19 protein-coding genes are annotated in these 19,600 nt (G+C 49.7%); 15 read left to right on the top strand and 4 right to left on the bottom strand.

Annotation, left to right across the window (positions count from 1 at the left end; translation table 11 throughout):
* Window positions 1–178 precede the first annotated feature (178 nt).
* The 3 genes from EKM83_RS10400 to EKM83_RS10410 form a co-directional block, all read right to left on the bottom strand.
* Window positions 179–1,138, bottom strand: a complete 960-nt coding sequence (locus EKM83_RS10400) for a diacylglycerol/lipid kinase family protein (RefSeq protein ID WP_125577172.1) — start codon at window positions 1,136–1,138, stop codon at window positions 179–181.
* Window positions 1,139–1,379: 241 nt separating this feature from the next.
* Window positions 1,380–3,059 carry a ribonuclease J1 gene (gene rnjA / locus EKM83_RS10405; protein WP_125577174.1) on the bottom strand — a complete coding sequence of 560 codons (1,680 nt, stop codon included), beginning with the start codon at window positions 3,057–3,059 and terminating at the stop codon, window positions 1,380–1,382.
* Window positions 3,056–3,274, bottom strand: a complete 219-nt coding sequence (locus EKM83_RS10410) for a DNA-directed RNA polymerase subunit epsilon (protein ID WP_125577176.1) — start codon at window positions 3,272–3,274, stop codon at window positions 3,056–3,058. The genes rnjA and EKM83_RS10410 overlap by 4 nt, the downstream gene beginning before the upstream one ends.
* Before the next feature lie 201 nt (window positions 3,275–3,475).
* Here EKM83_RS10410 and EKM83_RS10415 point away from each other — a divergent pair, with 201 nt between their 5' ends.
* Window positions 3,476–3,979, top strand: coding sequence for a hypothetical protein (locus EKM83_RS10415; protein WP_125577178.1), 504 nt, complete (start codon window positions 3,476–3,478; stop codon window positions 3,977–3,979).
* Between the two features lie 545 nt (window positions 3,980–4,524).
* Here the strand turns inward: EKM83_RS10415 and def are convergent.
* Entirely contained in the window at window positions 4,525–5,085 is a 561-nt protein-coding gene (gene def / locus EKM83_RS10420; RefSeq protein ID WP_125577180.1) for a peptide deformylase, read from the bottom strand.
* A 281-nt stretch (window positions 5,086–5,366) separates the two neighbouring features.
* Here def and pdhA point away from each other — a divergent pair, with 281 nt between their 5' ends.
* The 14 genes from pdhA (at window position 5,367) to EKM83_RS10490 (ending at window position 19,582) form a co-directional block, all read left to right on the top strand.
* Window positions 5,367–6,482: a pyruvate dehydrogenase (acetyl-transferring) E1 component subunit alpha gene (gene pdhA / locus EKM83_RS10425; protein WP_125577182.1), complete on the top strand. Its 1,116-nt coding sequence runs from the start codon at window positions 5,367–5,369 to the stop codon at window positions 6,480–6,482.
* A 2-nt stretch (window positions 6,483–6,484) separates the two neighbouring features.
* The gene (locus EKM83_RS10430; RefSeq protein WP_125577184.1) at window positions 6,485–7,462 is read left to right on the top strand and encodes an alpha-ketoacid dehydrogenase subunit beta; all 978 of its coding nucleotides are present in this window, start codon (window positions 6,485–6,487) and stop codon (window positions 7,460–7,462) included.
* 80 nt (window positions 7,463–7,542) lie between these two features.
* Window positions 7,543–8,859 (top strand): dihydrolipoamide acetyltransferase family protein, encoded by a 1,317-nt coding sequence (locus EKM83_RS10435; protein ID WP_125577186.1) that lies wholly within the window; start codon window positions 7,543–7,545, stop codon window positions 8,857–8,859.
* Between the two features lie 7 nt (window positions 8,860–8,866).
* On the top strand, window positions 8,867–10,294 hold the full coding sequence (gene lpdA, locus EKM83_RS10440) for a dihydrolipoyl dehydrogenase (RefSeq protein WP_125577188.1): 1,428 nt from the start codon (window positions 8,867–8,869) through the stop codon (window positions 10,292–10,294).
* A 203-nt stretch (window positions 10,295–10,497) separates the two neighbouring features.
* Window positions 10,498–11,406, top strand: coding sequence for a Rossmann-fold NAD(P)-binding domain-containing protein (locus tag EKM83_RS10445; RefSeq protein WP_125577190.1), 909 nt, complete (start codon window positions 10,498–10,500; stop codon window positions 11,404–11,406).
* A complete protein-coding gene (locus EKM83_RS10450; protein WP_125577192.1) occupies window positions 11,406–11,696 on the top strand; it encodes a UPF0223 family protein in 291 nt (96 codons plus the stop codon). The genes EKM83_RS10445 and EKM83_RS10450 overlap by 1 nt, the downstream gene beginning before the upstream one ends.
* 2 nt (window positions 11,697–11,698) lie before the next feature.
* Complete coding sequence (locus EKM83_RS10455) at window positions 11,699–12,490, top strand: inositol monophosphatase family protein (RefSeq protein WP_125577194.1); 792 nt, start codon at window positions 11,699–11,701, stop codon at window positions 12,488–12,490.
* 136 nt (window positions 12,491–12,626) lie between these two features.
* Window positions 12,627–14,471 (top strand): translational GTPase TypA, encoded by a 1,845-nt coding sequence (typA, locus tag EKM83_RS10460; RefSeq protein WP_125577196.1) that lies wholly within the window; start codon window positions 12,627–12,629, stop codon window positions 14,469–14,471.
* Window positions 14,472–15,153: 682 nt separating this feature from the next.
* Complete coding sequence (locus EKM83_RS10465) at window positions 15,154–16,308, top strand: FtsW/RodA/SpoVE family cell cycle protein (RefSeq protein WP_125577198.1); 1,155 nt, start codon at window positions 15,154–15,156, stop codon at window positions 16,306–16,308.
* Window positions 16,309–16,330: 22 nt separating this feature from the next.
* The gene (locus EKM83_RS10470; RefSeq protein WP_125577200.1) at window positions 16,331–16,624 is read left to right on the top strand and encodes a YlbG family protein; all 294 of its coding nucleotides are present in this window, start codon (window positions 16,331–16,333) and stop codon (window positions 16,622–16,624) included.
* The gene (rsmD, locus tag EKM83_RS10475) at window positions 16,621–17,184 is read left to right on the top strand and encodes a 16S rRNA (guanine(966)-N(2))-methyltransferase RsmD (protein WP_125577202.1); all 564 of its coding nucleotides are present in this window, start codon (window positions 16,621–16,623) and stop codon (window positions 17,182–17,184) included. The genes EKM83_RS10470 and rsmD overlap by 4 nt, the downstream gene beginning before the upstream one ends.
* The gene (gene coaD / locus EKM83_RS10480; RefSeq protein WP_125577204.1) at window positions 17,181–17,666 is read left to right on the top strand and encodes a pantetheine-phosphate adenylyltransferase; all 486 of its coding nucleotides are present in this window, start codon (window positions 17,181–17,183) and stop codon (window positions 17,664–17,666) included. The genes rsmD and coaD overlap by 4 nt, the downstream gene beginning before the upstream one ends.
* Complete coding sequence (locus tag EKM83_RS10485; RefSeq protein ID WP_125577206.1) at window positions 17,667–18,716, top strand: SepM family pheromone-processing serine protease; 1,050 nt, start codon at window positions 17,667–17,669, stop codon at window positions 18,714–18,716.
* A 161-nt stretch (window positions 18,717–18,877) separates the two neighbouring features.
* Window positions 18,878–19,582, top strand: a complete 705-nt coding sequence (locus tag EKM83_RS10490; protein ID WP_125577208.1) for a ComEA family DNA-binding protein — start codon at window positions 18,878–18,880, stop codon at window positions 19,580–19,582.
* Window positions 19,583–19,600 lie beyond the last annotated feature (18 nt).

Consider the following 19,600-nt stretch of genomic DNA (forward strand, 5'->3'; position numbering starts at 1 on the left):
TTTCTTTCTCTTGAAATGTGGTAGTGGATGGACATAGATCTGCGACTATATCCCTTTTTTGTACCCATTTTTACTCTATACAGTATACAAAAATATCCGCTGCCAGTAACCAATTAAGTTGATTACCAACAACAGATATTTTAGAACCCTTTTTTTAAGTTCTATCGTGGTTGACCAGTTAAATCGTCAGGTCAAACCAAAATGGATATTGGGTAACGCCGGCATAAACGTCAAAGAAGCGGCCACCCATTTCCTCGCCGTCGAGCTGACCATATTCAATGGCCGGCACAGTGAGGTGGACTTTATTGGTCTGGTAGTAGTGGACAGCCTTGGACGTTAAATGCTTTTTAAAGACCAAGCGCAGGGCTAACCAGAGTAGTTTGAAGAAATTGGGCTTCTCAATCACCACGAGATGCAACTGGTGATCGGTAATCGTGGCGCCCGGGGCAATGCCCACCCCGCCACCGAAGTAGGGATGGTTAGTTGTAGTTACCAAGAAGGCGTTCGGATAGATATCGCGTTGGTTGCCAACGTGGACCGTCAGGGTGAATCCCGTTTGGTTGTAATATACATCTAACGCCGAAGCTAGGTAAGAAAGCGACCCCAGATGGTGCTTGTTGAGCCAAATTTTGGCTTTGGATTGATTCGCCTGAGAAATAATGGCGGCATCAAAACCGATTCCCAAATTATTAGTGAAGACGCCACGTTCCTGCTTAATGGTTTCGTTGTAGGTACCCACGTCGTAGTTGATCGCGTGGGTGCAGTGAATGATTTGGTCAAACGCGTCTTCCCATTTCAGGGACAAACCAGCGCCTCTAGCAAAGTCATTGCCGGAACCAATCGGGAGGTAGCTAACGGGAATCGGATAGTCTCGTGGGTGTTTCGTTAAGCCGTTGATGGCTTCGTGGAGGGTACCGTCGCCCCCGATGGCAAGTACGACCCAATCTTGGTGGGGTTCATCGGGGAGCTGTTTCGCGAATTGCTCGCTTAGAAGAACTGTGTGGTGGGGGTAGGCCGAAACTGCTAGTTGGTAGGAGACCTGAGCAGTGTCTAGTCGCTCTTTGATCTGAGGCCAAAGCGTACCGGCGCGACCGCTTCCCGCATGTTCATTTAGGATGATATAGAACTGGACACTCACCGTACTGCTCCTCTCAATTTTTAGTCCATTTCATTATAAACGAAAACGTGCGGGGTGCCTAGTGATTATCGCAGTCTTTCCATAGTTGTAACAAATTGGCCGGTCAACGGCTTCATCCGGAAACTTAGTGGCGTGTCAAAAATGGGGGGCTGCGTCAGGGATTTCGCCTGCTCCGGAGAAAAACTATTGCCCAAGCGCATCAAAAAAAGGTTCGGGACAGCTGTCTCGAACCTTTAAGCAGTTACTTCGTCATGATGAACATCGGGAGAATCATCGGGTGACGCTCCGTCTTCTCGAACAAGAAGTTTTGCAAGTCATCAATGACCGCGTTGCGGATGGAAGCCTCAGTGGCCTTCGGATTCCGCATGGCCCGACGAATCGTTTGGAAGACCCGCCGGCGACCTTCGTTGAGTAGCTCACCGGATTCGCGCATGTAGACGAATCCCCGGGAGAGCAGGTCAGGGCCAGCCTTGATTTCTTGGTTCTTTAGGTCGATGGTGGCCACGACGACCACGAGACCTTCTTCGGAAAGTAATTGGCGGTCGCGTAACACGACGTTACCAATGTCACCAATGCCAGAGCCGTCGATGTAGACGTCCCCAGCCGTGAAGTGACCGGCAACACGAGCTGAATCCTGAGTCAACGCTAACACGTCACCATTTTGCAGGATAAAGCTGTGATCCAGTGGCACGCCACATTGTTCTGCCAACTCGGTGTGGATCTTTAACATCCGGTACTCCCCGTGAATCGGCATGAAGAATTTCGGTTGCATCAGCCGTAGCATCAGCTTCTGTTCTTCTTGGCCACCGTGACCGGAAGTGTGAATATTATTGACCTTACCGTGAATGACGTTGGCGCCGGCTTCTTCCAGTTCGTTAATGACCCGGTTCACGGAAATCGTGTTACCCGGGATCGGGTTACTGGAGAAGACGACAGTGTCGCCAGGTTGAATCGAAATTTGCCGGTGGGTTCCGTTGGCGATCCGTGAAAGGGCCGCCATGGGTTCACCTTGCGAACCGGTACATAAAATCATGACTTTGTTCGCCGGCATCGAACGAATCGTGTTGGCGTCAACGAGCGCTTCGTCAGGGATGTTTAAGTACCCGAGTTCACGACCGTTAACAATTGCTGCTTCCATCGACCGACCAAAGACGGCGATTTTCCGACCATGAGCCAGCGCTGTTTCACAGGCAGTCTCAATCCGGGAAATGTTGGAAGCGAAAGTGGCAAAGATGACCCGGCCCTCGACTTGGTCAAAAATCTTGCGGATGGATTTACCCACCCATTTTTCTGACTTCGTCCAGATCGGGCGTTCAGCGTTCGTGCTATCAGACATTAAGCACAAAACGCCTTCGTCGCCCAGCTTGGCCATCTTTTGTAGATCAGGCGGCTGGTTGGTAACAGGTGTTAAGTCGAACTTATAGTCACCCGTTTCCACGATGGTGCCGACTGGTGTGTGAACAGCGATTCCCAACGTATCAGGAATGGAGTGGGTCGTCCGGAAGAAGGTCACACTCATCTTCCGAAATTTGAGCACAGTGTCATCGTCAATTGTGTGTAGTTCAGTCGATTTAAGTAATCCGTGTTCTTCAAGCTTGTTTTTGATCAATGCTAAGGCTAACGGTCCCGCGTAAACGGGAACGTTGAGCGCTTTGAGTAAATAAGGAATACCGCCAATATGGTCTTCGTGGCCGTGGGTAATCACTAGCGCCTTGATTTTGGCTTGGTTTTCAACGAGGTACTGGTAATCAGGAATCACATAGTCAATTCCTAACAGTTCGTCCTCTGGAAATTTAATCCCGGCATCAATTAAGATGATTTCATCCTGAAATTGGATACCGTAAGTGTTTTTCCCGATTTCGCCAAGTCCACCCACGCCAAAGATAGCGGTCTCGTTATTTTTGACGTTTAACTTGTTCATTCAGTGAACTCCGTTAATTTGTAATTCGGATTCTGTTGTTCGTAAGCTAAGGTATTGCCCTCGATAGCTTCGATGAATTCGATATTGTGGTCCGTGTGGGCTTCCACTTGTGCCCGGGCTTCAACTTCGGTTGCGGCCTCCAGGTACAAAGAGTGCGTATCCTCGCGCTTAGGATTCCGCTTCTTATCTTCTTGGTAATATACTTTGTAAATCACAGACAAAACTCCTTCAATTTAAACGATTTAATTTATCGATTCGTGAGAGAACGATAGATTATTTATGTTCTGCCGAACTGCGGGTTGCTTACACAACAATTAGCACAATTTTAGCATAGTTTCAGCCGATTGTATAGAATTACCACTGGACCAGAAAACATGCTATGATTAGACTAGCGTGAAGTGAACGGAGGAGACGCCATGGCTCTAATAGTAGAAATCGTGATTGGCATCATCATTGCCCTGGTTATTTATGTGATGATTCACCGAATGATCGTGCAGCGGGCAACCCGGATGGTCCGGCGTAATGCCCAGGATGAAACAGATGTGGCGGTCAAAGCGGCCTTACAACGACTGGTCAATGACGACGTGTTGACGGAAGAAGAATGCCACATCTCATCAGCGGTGACGGTCGCGGATGTTTGGGGCAGAGGAGTCATGGCCTTTGAATACGCGATGCCAATTGGCATGGACGCGGAACGCCGCTTGCCCCAGCTGGAAGCGGCCTTCAACGAGGCACTAGCGAGTTTTAGTGCGGACCATGACATCAAGGCAGTCGTCGCTGGTCCGGCGTTTGTGGTCAGTGATATTTGGCTCTACGAGGGTCAACTGCACGTTGATGTGGCCTATCTGATGAATGAATCTACCGTGGAATACTTGAAAGATTTAAAGAAACTTAATGACCCGGCCATGCGCGATCAGTAAGTCACGTTTAAAGATTGTTAAAATAATCACAATATAATAGAAGAAACACGTTCGTTAGCTGCGGCTGATTCGCCAGCAAACGTGATGATTAGGCGCTTTTGCCCCGGTTGAACGGGGACAAGGGGGCTTTTTTGTTGTCGGAAGAGTGGTGAGCGACCGACGGGTAGATAGGAGACTGACTGTGTGAGTTAGACTTAGTTCAACTCAGCTAGCCGTCAGTAACGTATGCGATTGGTTTGAACGACAGTATCGTTCCTAAAGAAAAGATTAAGGAAGGGAACGTGGTGGTTACAAAAGATGATTTCATTTCGTTAGTAATCGTGTAAGGGTTAGGGGATGACTAGAATTGGCTAGCTAATGAATCGGGGATGTCGACTCAAACTTGAGGTCCAAGACCGCTCCTTGGCGCCCTCAGCGTTCCAACTCATCTCTAGTGGACGGTAGGCGGCCAGCCCACACCCATTTAGTCGTGAACGAAAAAGAGCCTGGACAAGACTGTCCAAGCTCCCAGATGATTTTGATTGAACCAAATGCTGTAGTGGTAACTACTCAATCATAACCATGTCATCGTTACGGGCGAACGGTTCGTCCTTATTGATGTGATCGTAGAATAGCGTCCGGTGCATATGGTCGATTTCGTGTTGGCAGACGATAGCGGGGTAATTCTTCAGGCGAACCTGATGCTTTTCTCCATTAACGTCGTAGTAACGTAAGGTGATGCGGTCGTGACGGGGGACGAAGCCAGGCACGTCACGGTCTACGGATAAGCATCCTTCACCCTCGGTCAAAGCGCCCATCTGAACGGATTCAGAGACGATGACCGGATTGATGATGACATCGGTAAATGGTGACTTGCCACCTTCTTCGGGAGCAGGGACCAAGACGGATGCCATCTTCTTGGAGACCCCCACTTGGGGAGCGGCCAAGCCGACACCGGCCCGCAAACCATACTTCTTACATTGTTCTGGATCTTGCGAAACCACTAAGTATTCCATTAAGTCCTTGGCGAGTTGTTGATCCTCCGCTGAGAGGGGGAACGTGACGTCCGCAGCCTCTTGGCGTAAGACGGGGTCGCCGTCACGGACAATATCTTTCATGAGAAACACGAGCAATTACCTCCGCTTAAATTTAAATCTAGTTATTTTCCATTGTAACATATCCACGAAAAGAAATGAAATGAAAAGAAAACGGTTACTATTTTCAAAAAAAGACGAAAACGGATAATCACAACTGGGAGTAGGGGTTTGGCCGAATCCCTTTATTTGTCCCAATGAAAGGGCTTGCATGACTTCTGAAAAAATGGTACATTTTAAACGTAGTCAGGAAACGCAACGTTAACTCACTTTTAGTTAACAATTTCATATCAAGTGAAAGGAAAGTGTTACTTATGGCTAATGGAAGCAAACAGATTGTAGACTTTGCCAAAATCAAAGCTACGATGGCTGATCCGTATAAGCACCCGGTTCAAGTCATCAATGGAGATGGCAAGGTTGTTGATCCAGACACGTTGGCAAAATATTCAGATGACCAACTTGTTGACTTCATGAAGAAAATGGTTTGGGAGCGTACTTTACACGAACAAACAATGAACTTCTCCCGTCAGGGTCGCCTCGGTTTCTATGCTCCAACTGCCGGTGAGGAAGCCAGTGAAATGGGAAGTGTTACCGCATTTAAGGAACAAGACTTCCTGTTACCTGCATACCGTGATTTACCACAAATGATTCAACACGGTACTACCGTTGCAAAAGGTTTCTTATGGTCCAAGGGTCATGTTGAAGGTAACCAACACGAAAACCCTAACATGATGTTCCCACAAATTATCATCGGTGCCCAATACGTTGAAACTGCCGGCGTTGCTTTGGGTATCCAAAAGAACGGCGACAAAGACCGTGTTGCCTTTGTTTACACCGGTGATGGTGGTACTTCACAAGGTGACTGGTATGAAGGTGTTAACTTCACCAGTGCATACCAAGCACCTGCTGTATTCTTTGTACAAAACAACGGCTGGGCAATTTCCGTTCCACGGAAGAAGCAAACTGCTGCTGAAACGTTAGCACAAAAGGCCGTTGCCATGGGTGTTCCTTCCGTCCAAGTTGATGGGATGGATATCGTGGCCGTTCACGAAGTTGCTAAGGAAGCTCGTGAATTTGCTGCCGCTGGTAATGGTCCAGTTGTTATTGAAACGTTAACTTACCGTTACGGCGCTCACTCTTCTGCTGGTGATGATCCTTCTCGTTACCGGACTAAGGAAGAAGAAAAGCCTTGGTTCGATGCTGATCCATTGATTCGTATGCGGAAGGTCTTAACTGACAAGGGTATTTGGTCACAAGATCAAGAAGACAAGTTAGTTGAAGAATACAAAGACGAATTCAAGGATGCTATGAAGGAAGCTGAAGCAGCACCTGCACAAAAGGTTTCTGACTTCTTGAAGTGGACTTACAATGTTCCTACTCCAGCCGTTAAGAAACAAATTGCAGAATTCGAAGCAAAGGAGTCGAAGTAATCATGGCTAAAATGACTTATATCAAAGCGATCACTTCTGGTCTGGATCAAGTCTTAGCGGATGATCCTAAGACATTGATCTTCGGTGAAGATGTTGGTAAAAACGGTGGTGTGTTCCGGACCACTGTTGACTTACAAGACAAGTACGGTGAAGACCGGGTCTTCGATACCCCACTTGCTGAATCTGGTATTTTAGGTTTAGCTATTGGTTTATCCTTAACCGGTTGGCGGCCAATTCCTGAAATCCAATTCATGGGCTTCACTTTCGAAGCAATGGATGGGATCGTTGGGCAATTAGCTCGTGACCACTACCGCTTCGGTGGCCAAAAGAACTTCCCTGTTACTATCCGGACACCATTTGGTGGTGGGACTCATACCGCTGAAATGCACGCCGATAACTTGGAAAACTACTTCGTTAGCACCCCAGGTCTGCGGGTTGTAACACCTGCTAACCCATACGATGCTAAGGGCTTGGTTATCTCCGCTATCGAAAGCGACGACCCAGTTCTGTTCATGGAAAACTTGAAACTTTACCGTTCAATGAAGGATGAAGTTCCAGATGACAAGTACACTGTTCCGTTGGACTCCGCTAAGGTTGTTCGCGAAGGTACTGATATTACCCTCGTGGCCTACAGTGCTGAAGTCAACGAAGCTTTGACCGCTGCCGATGCTTTAGCTAAGGACAACATCTCTGCTGAAGTTATTGACTTGCGTTCCTTGTCACCAATTGACACTGATACGATCTACGCTTCAATCGACAAGACCCACAAGGTTGTTGTCATTCAAGAAGCACAACGGATGGCCGGTGTCGGCGCCGTGGTTGCATCAGACATTGCTGAAGACAAGATCATGTCATTGGATGCCCCAATTGGCCGGGTAGCTGCGCCAGATAGCGTTTACCCATTTGCCCAAGCTGAAAATGACTGGATCCCTAACTCCGATGATATCGAAGCTAAGGCTCGCGAAATCTTCAACTACTAAAATTAACATCTAAACATTAAACGATAAAATTAACGATGTGGGAGACATCCTGCATTAGATGAAAGAAAGGAAGTTTTCCCATGGCTTATACGTTCAAACTCCCAGAGCTTGGTGAAGGAATGGCCGAAGGCGAAATTTCTTCATGGCTTGTTAAAGAAGGAGACGCAGTTAAGGAAGACGACACGTTAGTCGAAATCCAAAACGATAAGTCTGTTTCGGAATTACCATCACCCGTTGCTGGTACTGTATCACAAATTGTTGCACAAGAAGGGGACACTGTTGAAATTGGCGACCCACTGATCGTCATTGACGATGGTTCTGATACCCCTGCTGACTTGAGCAAAGCTAGCGACTCTGCAGACGATGCTCCAGCTGAAGAAGCTGCCCCAGCACCTGAACCAGAACCAGCCGCAGCAGCACCTGCTCCAGCTGCCGCTCCTACTGGTGTCCCAGCTGCTTCAGATCCTAACAAGTTAGTTATGGCAATGCCATCTGTCCGTCAATACGCACGTGACAAGGGTGTTGACATTACCCAGGTTGCCCCAACCGGGAACCACGGGCAAGTTTTGAAGGCTGATATCGACAACTTCAATGGCGCCGCTGCACCTGTAGCCGCTGCTGCTCCAGCTGCCGAAGCTGGTGGCAAGGCCGTTACGGGTCAAGCTATCAAGCCTTGGAACGCTGACAACCCAGATCTTGAAACTCGTGAACCAATGTCACCAATGCGGAAGATCATTGCCAAGAGCATGCGTACTTCCAAGGACATTGCGCCTCACGTAACGTCATTTGACGAAGTTGAAGTATCTGCTTTGATGGCCAACCGGAAGAAGTACAAGCAAGCTGCCGCTGACAAGGACATCCACTTGACCTTCTTACCTTACATTGTTAAGGCTTTGGTTGCTGTTATGAAGAAGTACCCTGAATTGAACGCATCTATTGATGACACGACTCAGGAAATCGTTTACAAGCACTACTACAACATTGGTATCGCTACCAACACTGATGATGGTCTTTATGTACCAAACATCAAGGCAGCTGATTCCAAGGGTATGTTTGAAATCGCTAAGGAAATCAGTGAAAACACCCAAGCTGCTTACGACAACAAGTTAAGCCCAGCTTCCATGGCCGGTGGTTCTGTCACGATTTCTAACGTCGGCTCAATCGGTGGTGGCTGGTTCACGCCAGTTATCAACCAACCTGAAGTTGCTATTTTAGGTGTTGGCCGGATTGAAAAGGCTCCTGTTGTTAACGAAGATGGCGACATCGTTGTTGGCCGCATGTTGAAGCTTTCTCTGAGTTACGATCACCGTCTGATTGATGGTGCCTTAGCTCAAAATATTTTGAACGACATGAAGGCATTGTTACATGATCCTGAAATGTTGTTAATGGAAGGGTAGGAATAATATGGCAGATGTTGAAAAAAAGGACACCGTCATCATTGGTGCCGGACCCGGCGGTTACGTTGCCGCTATTCGGGCTTCTGAATTAGGCCAAAAGGTCACTTTAGTTGAAAAGTCCGATACCCTTGGTGGTGTCTGCTTAAACGTTGGTTGTGTACCTTCTAAGGCCTTGATTCAAGCGGGTCACCGTTTGGAACAAGCTAAAGACGGTTCCACCTACGGGATTTCTACGGAATCAGCTAAGATTGATTTCGCTAAGACTCAGGACTGGAAGCAAAAGAAGGTCGTTGATCGGATGACCAGCGGCGTTAAGATGCTGATGAAGAAGCACCACGTTGACGTTGTTAACGGGGAAGCTGTCTTCCTGAGTGATACCCAATTACGGGTTATGCCTACGGGTGAAAAGCAATTCATGTCCACTGATACGGGTCAGACCTTCGAATTCAATAATATTATTATTGCATCCGGTTCTCACCCAATCGAAATCCCTGGCTTCAAGTTTGAAGGTCGGGTCGTCGATTCTACTGGTGGCTTGAACTTGCCTGAAATCCCTAAGGAATTCGTTGTTATCGGTGGTGGGTACGTTGGTACTGAATTAGCTGGTGCATACGCTAGCTTAGGTGCTCACGTAACGATCCTCGAAGGCACGAACTCAATTCTGCCTAACTTCACGAAGGACATGGTTTCCGTTGTTCTTAAGAAGTTGAAGAAGAAGGGCGTTGACGTTATCACCAACGCGATGGCTAAGAGTTCCAAGCAAGACGACAACAGTGTCAGTGTGACCTACGCTGTCGACGGCAAGGAATCTACGATTAAGGCTGACTACTGCATGGTCACCGTTGGTCGTAAGCCAAACACGGATGACTTAGGCTTGGAATACACCAAGGTTAAGTTGAATGACCATGGTCAAATCAAGGTTGATAACCAAGGCCGGACCGACTCAGAACACATCTGGGCTGTCGGTGACGCTGTTCCTGGTGCAGCATTGGCTCACAAGGCCTTTGCTGAAGCCAAGACTGCGGCTGGTGCCATCTCCGGTAAGAAGACGGCTAACGACTGGCTGAGTGTGCCTGCTGTCTGCTTCTCCGATCCTGAAATTGCAACTGTTGGTTACAACGAAGCTGCAGCTAAGGACAAGGGAATCAAGGTCAAGACTGCTAAGTTCCCATTCGCTGGGAATGCACGGGCCGTTTCATTGGATGCTCCTGATGGCTTTGTTCGGTTCATCTACACGGATGACGACAACAAGAACATCGTGGGTGCCGAAGCGGTTGGCCCTGAAGCCAGCACCATGGCTGGTGAACTGTCAATCATCGTTAACGACGGCTTGAACGTTGAAGACGTTGCCTTGACTATTCACCCACATCCAACATTGAACGAACCAATCCAAGAAACTGCTGATATTGCGATGGGCTTCCCAACTCATATCTAAAGTCGCTTGTGATTGTTAAAAACGAAAAGGACTGCCAGCGATGGTGGTCCTTTTTGTATGGGCAAAAAAGTTGTCGTTGCTGAATAGTCAGCAACGATTTTTGGAGAATCTAACTTGCTATCCAGAAGCGTTCACTTATAATGGAATTATGACTTGCGTTACACTGAATTCACAAGCACTGTTCGTAGAGGAGGCGGTCACTCGTGAAACCAACGTTAATTGTCCAGGGAAACTTTGATCAGTCCAGTCGGCTCATTCGACAGCTGATGGTCGCCGATTTGCCGGTCGACTGTGTCGTCATGCCCAATGTGACGGACGATACGCCGCGGTATCAAGCTCTGGTCGTGGCCAGCGCGCTGTGTCCCCAGTTGACATTGCGGGTGGGGACGACCGCAGATTACGGTCAGGCGACCTGGTTAGTGATTTTAGACCGAGCCGCTGAGACGACGGACCCAGCCATGGCCGTTGCTGAGTTGCGGCTGTTCATGAACCGCATCGTTGAAAATGGCTTCAAAGGGCAACTGGTCTTTTGTGGGGCCCATGACGAGTTGCTGACCTATTTTGCGTGGAAATTCTCCGGCCTCAATCAGAGCCAAATCTGGGGATTGGGAACGTTCCCACTGACCCGGTTGCTGACGTATCGGTTAGCCGAACGTTTGGGTGTCGGCGCAGCAGCGGTCCAAGCAGCCGTGGTCGGCACGGCCGCTGATCCCATTGTTGCATGGAGTCGGACCTACGTGGGACCCGCTCCCATCTTGATGTATTTGGCCAATGAAGATGCCCAGTTCAGCGCAGATGATTTAGGCAAAATGGGGAGTTGGCTCCAACGAGAAGCGCAGGAGGACCAGTGGATGTTGCGCTCAATGGCGTTAATTCAGCTTTTGCGAGCGGTTTTAGCCAATCAACCACTGATTGCTTCAGTCACCAATATTCACGCTGAGACGCCCGTTTTCGCGGCTGCCTCGCCGGTACTGGTCAACGTCAACGGGGTCAAGCATTTGACGAACTTGGTCCTGTCGGAAGACGAGCAACAAGCCTACGACGCAACGATTACCACCTTACGCGAAAATATTGCGACCATTGAAGGTCACCAAACGGAGGGACACGCCTAATGCAACCCAAAAATTACGCATACCCATTACAACCGGACTGGTCGACGGCCGATATCGTGGCAGTCACGACCCTTTATCAACGGATCGAGGACGCTTACGAATTACCCCAGGGGGTAGCCAGTGACGCGTTACTGGCGGCCTACCGGGATTTTCAAACCGTCGTTCCCCAAAAGTTCGAGGAGAAACAATTAGACAAGGAATTCGAGGCCGCTGCGGGGTACAGCATTTACCGGACGATCAAGCGGGCCCGCACGGAATCAGGACAAATCAAAATGAAAGGACAGGCGTAGTCATGACCCAAGACTGGCAGCAATTAAATACCGACGTCATCGCATTACTCAAGGAGGCCCGGCAAAATGTCTTGCAGAAGATGCAAGCGCCACTGACTGTCGATGAAAAGACAAGTCGCAAGGACCTCGTGACCAACGTGGACAAGGCCAACGAAAAATTTTTGATCGACGGCATTCGTCGGTTAGACCCTGAGGCTCAGGTCTTGGGGGAAGAAGGCTTCGGTGATCAGCTGACCAGTTTGGCTGGCCGGGTCTGGATCGTGGACCCCATCGACGGGACCATGAACTTTGTGAAACAACAAGATAACTTTGCCATCATGATTGGTATTTACCAAGATGGTGTGGGGCAGTTGGGCTACATCTTTGATGTCATGAACAACGTCCTGTACCATGGTGGACCGCAGCTGGGGGGCGTTTGGGCCAACGAACGACTAGTCAGAAAACCGGCCGACATTGCCTTGGCTGATGGCTTGATTGGTGCCAGTGGCCCCTTGGTCATTCACGACATCGCCCACATGCAAAAGATTGTTCACGAGAGTGCCGGCATGCGGATTTCCGGGAGTGCTGGCATCGAAATGATCAATATCATGAAGGGGGAGACCCTGGGGTATATTTCACATTTGAAGCCGTGGGATATTGCCGCGGGTCAAGTCTTGATGAATACACTCGGGGTTCAAGTCTCAACTATTGACGGCCAACCACTCGATATGTTATCATCTAACCTTGTACTAGTAGCGACGAAAAAAGCGCAACGTGATATTCTCCAAATCGAAGAAGATGACGTCTCACTGTGACCCTGTCACAGTTTTTTTATGCGGCTGGCCGATACGGATGGACTTTACCAGCTATTGACGCTACAATAAGCGTACTTACAGACGTAAGCATGCCGTGATCCATCTAATTCACCAAGCACGAAAGGAAGAAATACACTTGAAAATCAGAGATGATATCCGCAACATTGCCATCATTGCCCACGTTGACCACGGGAAGACGACCTTGGTTAATGAAATGATGAAACAATCCGACACGTTAGACGCACATACTTCTATTGAAGACCGTGCCATGGATACTAACGCTATCGAAAAGGAACGGGGCATTACGATCCTGTCCAAGAACACTGCCGTTCGTTATGGCGACAAGCAAATCAACATCTTGGATACCCCAGGACACGCCGACTTTGGTGGTGAAGTGGAACGGATCATGCGCATGGTTGACGGCGTTTTGTTGGTTGTCGATGCCTACGAAGGGACGATGCCACAAACCCGTTTCGTTTTGAAGAAGGCCCTCGATCAACACTTGACCCCAATCGTGGTTATCAACAAGGTTGACCGTGAAGGCGCTCGTCCTTCCGAAGTCGTTGATGAAGTCTTAGACCTCTTCATCGAATTAGGTGCCGACGAAGACCAATTGGACTTCCCAGTGGTTTACGCCTCAGCAATGAACGGGACTTCTAGCTACGAGCCAGAAATCTCCTCTCAAGAACACACCATGAAGCCAGTGTTTGACACGATCGTCAAGCACATTCCAGCCCCAATTGACAACAGTGACGAACCTTTACAGTTCCAAGTTGCCATGCTCGATTACAACGATTTCGTTGGTCGGATCGGGATTGGCCGGATCTTCCGGGGGAAGATTAAGGTCGGTGACAGTGTTACAGTTATGAAGCTTGACGGTTCCAAGCAAAACTTCCGGGTAACCAAGTTATTTGGGTACTTCGGCTTGAAGCGTTTGGAAATCAACGAAGCCAAAGCCGGTGATTTGATTGCCGTTTCCGGGATGGATGAAATCAACGTTGGGGAAACTGTTGTGGCCCCTGACACGTTGGAACCACTTCCCGTCTTACGGATTGACGAGCCAACGCTGCAAATGACTTTCCGGACCAACGACTCACCATTTGCTGGTCGCGAAGGGAAATTTGTGACGTCTCGTCAAATCGAAGAACGCTTGAAGCGTGAATTGCACACCGACGTTTCCTTACGGGTTGACGACACTGACAACCCTGGTGCTTGGATCGTTTCCGGTCGTGGTGAACTGCACTTATCCATCTTGATCGAAACGATGCGTCGTGAAGGTTACGAACTGCAAGCTTCTCGTCCAGAAGTTATCTACAGAACAATTGATAACCAACGTTGCGAACCATTTGAATCCGTTCAAATCGATACGCCAGACGAATACACCGGTTCAATCATTGACACGCTTTCTCAACGGAAGGGTGAAATGAAGAACATGGAAGCCGTTGGTAACGGCCAAACGCGTCTGACTTTCTTGGCCCCATCTCGTGGGTTGATCGGTTACTCGACTGAATTCTTGTCCTTGACTCGTGGATACGGGATCATGAACCACACGTTCTCCAAGTATCTGCCAGTTATCAAGAACTGGAACCCAGGTCGTCACAACGGGACTTTGGTTTCTATCAACTCTGGTAAGGTCACGACTTATGCCATCATGGCCGTTCAAGACCGGGGGACGATCTTTACTGAAGCCGGGACTGAAGTTTACGAAGGGATGATCATCGGCCAAAACAGCCGTGATAACGACATCTCCGTTAACATCACCCGTGGCCGGAACCAAACCAACGTCCGGGCTGCTGGTTCAGAAGATATTGCCAAGGTTAAGACGCCACTTAAGATGTCTCTGGAAGAATCACTGGAATTCATCAACGATGACGAATACTGTGAAATCACGCCAGACCACGTGCGTCTGCGGAAGCAAATCCTGAACACGAGTGAACGGGAAAAGGCTGCCAAGAAGCGGAAGACCGCTGCGCGGAAGTAATTTAATCTTAAATAAAACTTTAACGGTAAGACCAGTGGGGTGACTCACGGGGCTTACCGTTTTTTTGTTTTACTAAAGATTGAAAGATGAATTAATACATTGACTCTCGGAGCGTCAGCTTTTCGTCCACTAAGGCTAATGAAACCAGGATCTGCGTCAACCAGGAGCCTGGCGTTGTTGGTGATTATAAGGAAGGCGGTGTAAGTTAAAGACTAGTTGTTAAATCATCTACTAACTGGGGCTAAGTTAACCGTTATTGGCACGTACACTCGTAGCCGAGAGTCCACCAAATATGGGTTCAGCCGTGGGAGTTGCCTTAGCGGCGCGGGTTCATGCCGCTTAGACAACTGGCGTCTTTGAGACGTGGGTTTCCGGCTCAAAGCGAGGTGTCGAGACCGTCCTTTGGCTCGACCCGTCCGCCCAAGCGTTCCAACCCATATTTGGTGGACGGTAAGGCGGTCAGTCCTCACTAAGATGCTGTAAACGACAAATTTTTACGTTATGAGTCGCGCGGTGACAATGCTTCTGGCTGATTTTCATCTTTCAACCTTCAGTTGTTTTTTTAAGATTCCCATAATAACGGGGGAAGTGGATTAACGGTTCCCAATGGAAAGCCTGGTGTAGTATAATAAGACCATTCGATTACCGCCAACTGACGGTAGACTTGGAGCGATTTCATCGTATGCGAAAGTTAAAATATTTAGATTATTGGTTACTGGTTCCGTATCTCGTTTTGAGTGTCTTTGGTATCGTCATGGTCTATTCGGCCAGTGCCGATATTGGCTCGCAAAACGGCGGGAGTCCGGGTAGCTATTTACTTAAACAGACAATCTATGTCATTATGGGGCTGGTGATTCTGACCTTCATGGTGGCGATGAATATTAATAAATTACGAAACCGTAACTTGCTACGCATGGCCGGGTATTTGGCCTACGGGGCGTTGGCGTTTTTGCTGGTCATCGGGCAAACCGTTAACGGGGCTGCCGGGTGGATTCATCTGGGACCAATCAACATTCAACCGGCTGAATTCGTTAAGTTTTACGTTATCATTTGGCTGGCCAACGCGATTGCAATCCGGCAAGATGATCTGCAGACCTATACGTGGTGGTCGACCATGCGCAAACCACTGCTGGTGTGTCTGATTATTTTAGCCTTGATTTTTGTGCAACCCGATTTAGGGGGGGCGGCTATCAACGGGGCCATTATGTTCGTATTATTTTTGAGCAGTGGGTTCAGTTCGCGTTTGGCGAAGCTGATTTTCAGTGGGGCCATTGTGGGCGGATTCGGGGTGTTGATTCCATTTTTAGCTTGGTTATCTGGCTTGTCAGTGGGACAACATTCGTATAAGCTACAACGAATCGTGGCTTTCTTGAATCCCTTCAAGCATGCACAAGGAGTCGGCCAGCAGTTAGTCAATTCCTACTACGCCATCAGTAACGGCGGAGTCTTTGGCGTTGGCTGGGGCAATAGTATCCAGAAGACGGGGTACTTGCCCGAACCCAACACCGACTTTATCATGGCCATTTTGACCGAGGAGTTGGGACTCATCACCGCGCTGGGCGTCGTGGCGCTCCTGTTTGTTATTATTTTGCGGACCGTGCTGGTGGGCGTGCGCACCAATTCGACCTATCAATCACTGGTCTGCTACGGCGCGGCGACTTATTTGGCCATTCAGACGTCGTTTAATTTAGGTGGGGTATTAGGCTTTCTACCGATCACCGGGGTCACGTTCCCCTTCATCAGTTACGGGGGGTCCAGTACTTGGACGTTAGCGTTGGTCATGGGGGTAGTCATGAACATCAGCGCCCGGCAGAAACGCTACCGGATGACACACTAAGAATTTTAAAGGAGGTTAGACCATGGCATTTGAAATGCAAGCACGGCAGAGTCTGATCGTGTACACGTATAGTCTGAAACAAACACGCCAGCTCAAGCGTTACGGCACCGTCATGTACGTGTCGAAGAAGATGCGCTACGTGGTGTTGTACGTCAATCGAGAAGACGTCGCGAGCTTATCTGAACAGTTAGGCAAGTTGCGGTTCGTGAAACGCGTGGTGGCCTCGCAGCGACCAGAAATCAGTGAGACATTCAACGGGGTGGCCGAAGAAGTGGCTGCCGGTAAGAAATCAGAGACAGAGGATGATGACGAATGAGAATTGTAGCAGGTGACTTTGGGGGGCGCCGGTTAAAGGCCGTGCCCGGCATGGCGACCCGACCGACTACGGATAAGGTCAAGGAAGCCTTATTCAACATTATTGGCCCGTACTTTGATGGCGGACGGAGTCTAGACCTGTTTGCTGGTTCAGGTGGTCTGAGCATCGAAGCCGTTTCACGGGGCATCGAGCAGGCCGTGTTGATTGACCGGCAATACGCGGCCATCAAGACGATTCAAGACAACGTGGCTGTGACCAAGGCGCCGGAACGCTTTGAAATTTTGAAACGGGACGCCAATCGGGCCGTGCAAGAATTAGCAGACCGGGGCGATCAATTTGACCTGGTCTTCTTTGACCCGCCGTACGCCCAGCAAAAAATCGTGGCGCAAATGACGCGTTTGCGGGAATTAAACCTGTTGACGCCCACGGCCCGCATCGTATGTGAGACGGACCAAAAGGCGCAACTGCCAGATGACGTGGCGGGTTTTGATTTCATCGAGCGGCGGGATTATGGGATTACCGAACTGACGATTTATGGGTTAGGAAGTGAAGCCGAGTGACGATTGCAGTCTTTCCAGGAAGTTTTGACCCGTTGACCAACGGCCATTTGGACCTGATCACCCGGGCCAGTAAAATCTTTGACCAACTGATTGTTGCGGTCGGCCAGAACACGTCGAAACGCGGGGTGTTCACGACCGCAGAACGGGTGGCCTTTATCGAAGAGACGACTCGCGCCATGCCCAACGTTTCCGTGCGCGTGGAGAGCGGTTTGACAGTGGACTTTATGCGTGAAAGCCACGCCACCGTGCTGGTCCGCGGCATTCGCAATAGTGTGGACTTTGAGTATGAACAGGGCATTGCGGGGATGAACCGCACACTCGATACAAACGTGGACACGGTCTGTTTGATGGCCGCACCGCAGTATCAGTTCGTCTCCTCCAGCTTATTGCGTGAGGTGGCGCGCTTCGGTGGCGACCTGACCAACCTGGTACCGCCCGTGGTGGCACACGCCATGGTCGAGCGACTGGCAGGTGACCAGTAAATGGGCAAATTTACGCGGCGAGAGTGGCGTCAAATTATTCTTACAGTGGGGTTAACACTACTGATACTGGCCTTTTTCTTCTTACCATTACCCAAATACATTGAGGGGCCGGGTGAGGCGGATAATCTGAAGACCTTCGTCAACATGCCAGGCCACGCTGACAAGCACGCTGGAAAATACATGATTACGTCAGTCGCGCTGTCACAGGCCCGGCCCGTCAGTTATCTGTACGCAAAGCTGAATCCCATCTACAGCATTGAAGATGTGGATGACGTGACCGGTGGCGAAAGCAATGCCACCTACGACAAGGTACAGGATTTCTACATGCAAAGTGCCATCAATGAATCGATTTATACCGCCTACAAGGCCGCGCACAAGTCGGTGACTCGCCACTATTTGGGCATCTACGTCTTGAGCATGGACGCCAAGTCACCGTTTGCCGGGACGTTGCAGGTGGGCGATACCGTGACCAAGGTCAACGGCCGCCATTTCAACTCTATGGTCGGCTACCAACACTACATTCAAAAGCAAAAGGTGGGTCAGTCTGCGACGATTACCTACCAGCACAACGGTAAGACCCGCCACGCGACTCGCAAACTGATGCGTCTGCCAACTAAGAAGGCGGGAATTGGCATCACCCTGACCGATAACGTCAAGGTCACGGCCAAGCCAAAAGTCACGGTCGACCCGGGACAAATTGGGGGACCATCTGGTGGTCTGATGTTTAGCCTGCAAATCTATACGCAGGTCACCGGTCAAAACCTCCGGCACGGGCAGAAGATTGCCGGTACCGGGACCGTCGATGGTGACGGTAATGTCGGCGAAATTGGGGGCATCGACAAGAAGATCGTGGCCGCCAAAAAAGCGGGCGCCACCGTCTTCTTTGCCCCGTACGTCAAGCCTAGCAAACTGTTACTAAAGTATGAGGAACACCACCAAACCAACTATCAGCTAGCTAAAGCGACCGCTAAGAAGTACGCGCCAAACATGAAGGTCGTGCCGGTCAAGACCTTTAACGATGCGGTGAAATATTTGGAAACGCACCGTTAAGTCGTTAGTGCACGTTTCAGCTATTTAAAGGAAACGAAGAGCCTGAGATATTTTTGTCTCAAGCTCTTTTTCGCGTTTAGGGTGGGAATCAGAAAAAAAGTTTGAAACTAAAAAAATATCGGCCACTTTTTACGGAGTTGATTCGTAAAGGGGGCAATGTGATGGGACAAAAAATTCAAGACTGGTGGTTGACCTTGCCACGGCGTCAGCAGTTGTTAGCAGTGTTGGGCGGCCTCAGTGTGTTATTGGTGGGCGGGTGGCTGATGTTACGGCAACCGGCCCCCGCGGCCTTACCCGCCGCGATTCCGCCAGCAACGACCAGCAGTCGGAGCAGTAGTCATTCGTTAGCGACCGGTAATCAGACCCAACCAACGGCAACTAGTCAGGCCAGCAGTCACGATACGCGAGTCTTCGTGGACGTACAAGGAGCGGTCCGCCATCCGGGACTCTATCAGTTTTCACCGGAGATGCGGGTGGCCGACGCCATTAAAGCGGCCGGGGGCTTGGTCGCTCGCGCCGACCGCCAACAGATTAATTTGGCAACGCGACTGACGGATCAACAACAGCTGTATTTGCCATTGAAGGGAGAAAAACGCCCAGCCGCCGCGACGAGTGGCAGTAGCCCGGCAACCAGTCCGAGTGGCGCCACCGCCGGCAGTAGCAGTGGGAGTGCGACCGTAGTGAATTTGAACACGGCAACGGTGACCGACCTGCAGCAGCTGACCGGCGTCGGTGCCAAGAAGGCCCAAAAGATTGTGGACTATCGCACGGAACACGGCAGTTTTCAGTCGGTGGCCGATTTAGCGCAGGTGCCCGGCTTTGGCGAAAAGACCGTGGCGAATTTACAAGATCAGCTCACCACCTGATGAGGGGTGGTATACTTA

It is taken from the genome of Levilactobacillus angrenensis, from assembly GCF_003946085.1.
GTDB classification, from domain to species: Bacteria; Bacillota; Bacilli; order Lactobacillales; family Lactobacillaceae; genus Levilactobacillus; species Levilactobacillus angrenensis.

Excerpts from the sequence above, each read along its gene's own strand:
- rnjA (WP_125577174.1), bottom strand. The coding sequence starts at position 3,059 with ATGAACAAGTTAAACGTCAAAAATAACGAGACCGCTATCTTTGGCGTG.
- EKM83_RS10415 (WP_125577178.1), top strand. The coding sequence starts at position 3,476 with ATGGCTCTAATAGTAGAAATCGTGATTGGCATCATCATTGCCCTGGTT.
- pdhA (WP_125577182.1), top strand. The coding sequence starts at position 5,367 with ATGGCTAATGGAAGCAAACAGATTGTAGACTTTGCCAAAATCAAAGCT.
- EKM83_RS10430 (WP_125577184.1), top strand. The coding sequence starts at position 6,485 with ATGGCTAAAATGACTTATATCAAAGCGATCACTTCTGGTCTGGATCAA.
- EKM83_RS10435 (WP_125577186.1), top strand. The coding sequence starts at position 7,543 with ATGGCTTATACGTTCAAACTCCCAGAGCTTGGTGAAGGAATGGCCGAA.
- lpdA (WP_125577188.1), top strand. The coding sequence starts at position 8,867 with ATGGCAGATGTTGAAAAAAAGGACACCGTCATCATTGGTGCCGGACCC.
- EKM83_RS10450 (WP_125577192.1), top strand. The coding sequence starts at position 11,406 with ATGCAACCCAAAAATTACGCATACCCATTACAACCGGACTGGTCGACG.
- EKM83_RS10455 (WP_125577194.1), top strand. The coding sequence starts at position 11,699 with ATGACCCAAGACTGGCAGCAATTAAATACCGACGTCATCGCATTACTC.
- EKM83_RS10465 (WP_125577198.1), top strand. The coding sequence starts at position 15,154 with ATGCGAAAGTTAAAATATTTAGATTATTGGTTACTGGTTCCGTATCTC.
- EKM83_RS10470 (WP_125577200.1), top strand. The coding sequence starts at position 16,331 with ATGGCATTTGAAATGCAAGCACGGCAGAGTCTGATCGTGTACACGTAT.
- rsmD (WP_125577202.1), top strand. The coding sequence starts at position 16,621 with ATGAGAATTGTAGCAGGTGACTTTGGGGGGCGCCGGTTAAAGGCCGTG.
- EKM83_RS10485 (WP_125577206.1), top strand. The coding sequence starts at position 17,667 with ATGGGCAAATTTACGCGGCGAGAGTGGCGTCAAATTATTCTTACAGTG.
- EKM83_RS10490 (WP_125577208.1), top strand. The coding sequence starts at position 18,878 with ATGGGACAAAAAATTCAAGACTGGTGGTTGACCTTGCCACGGCGTCAG.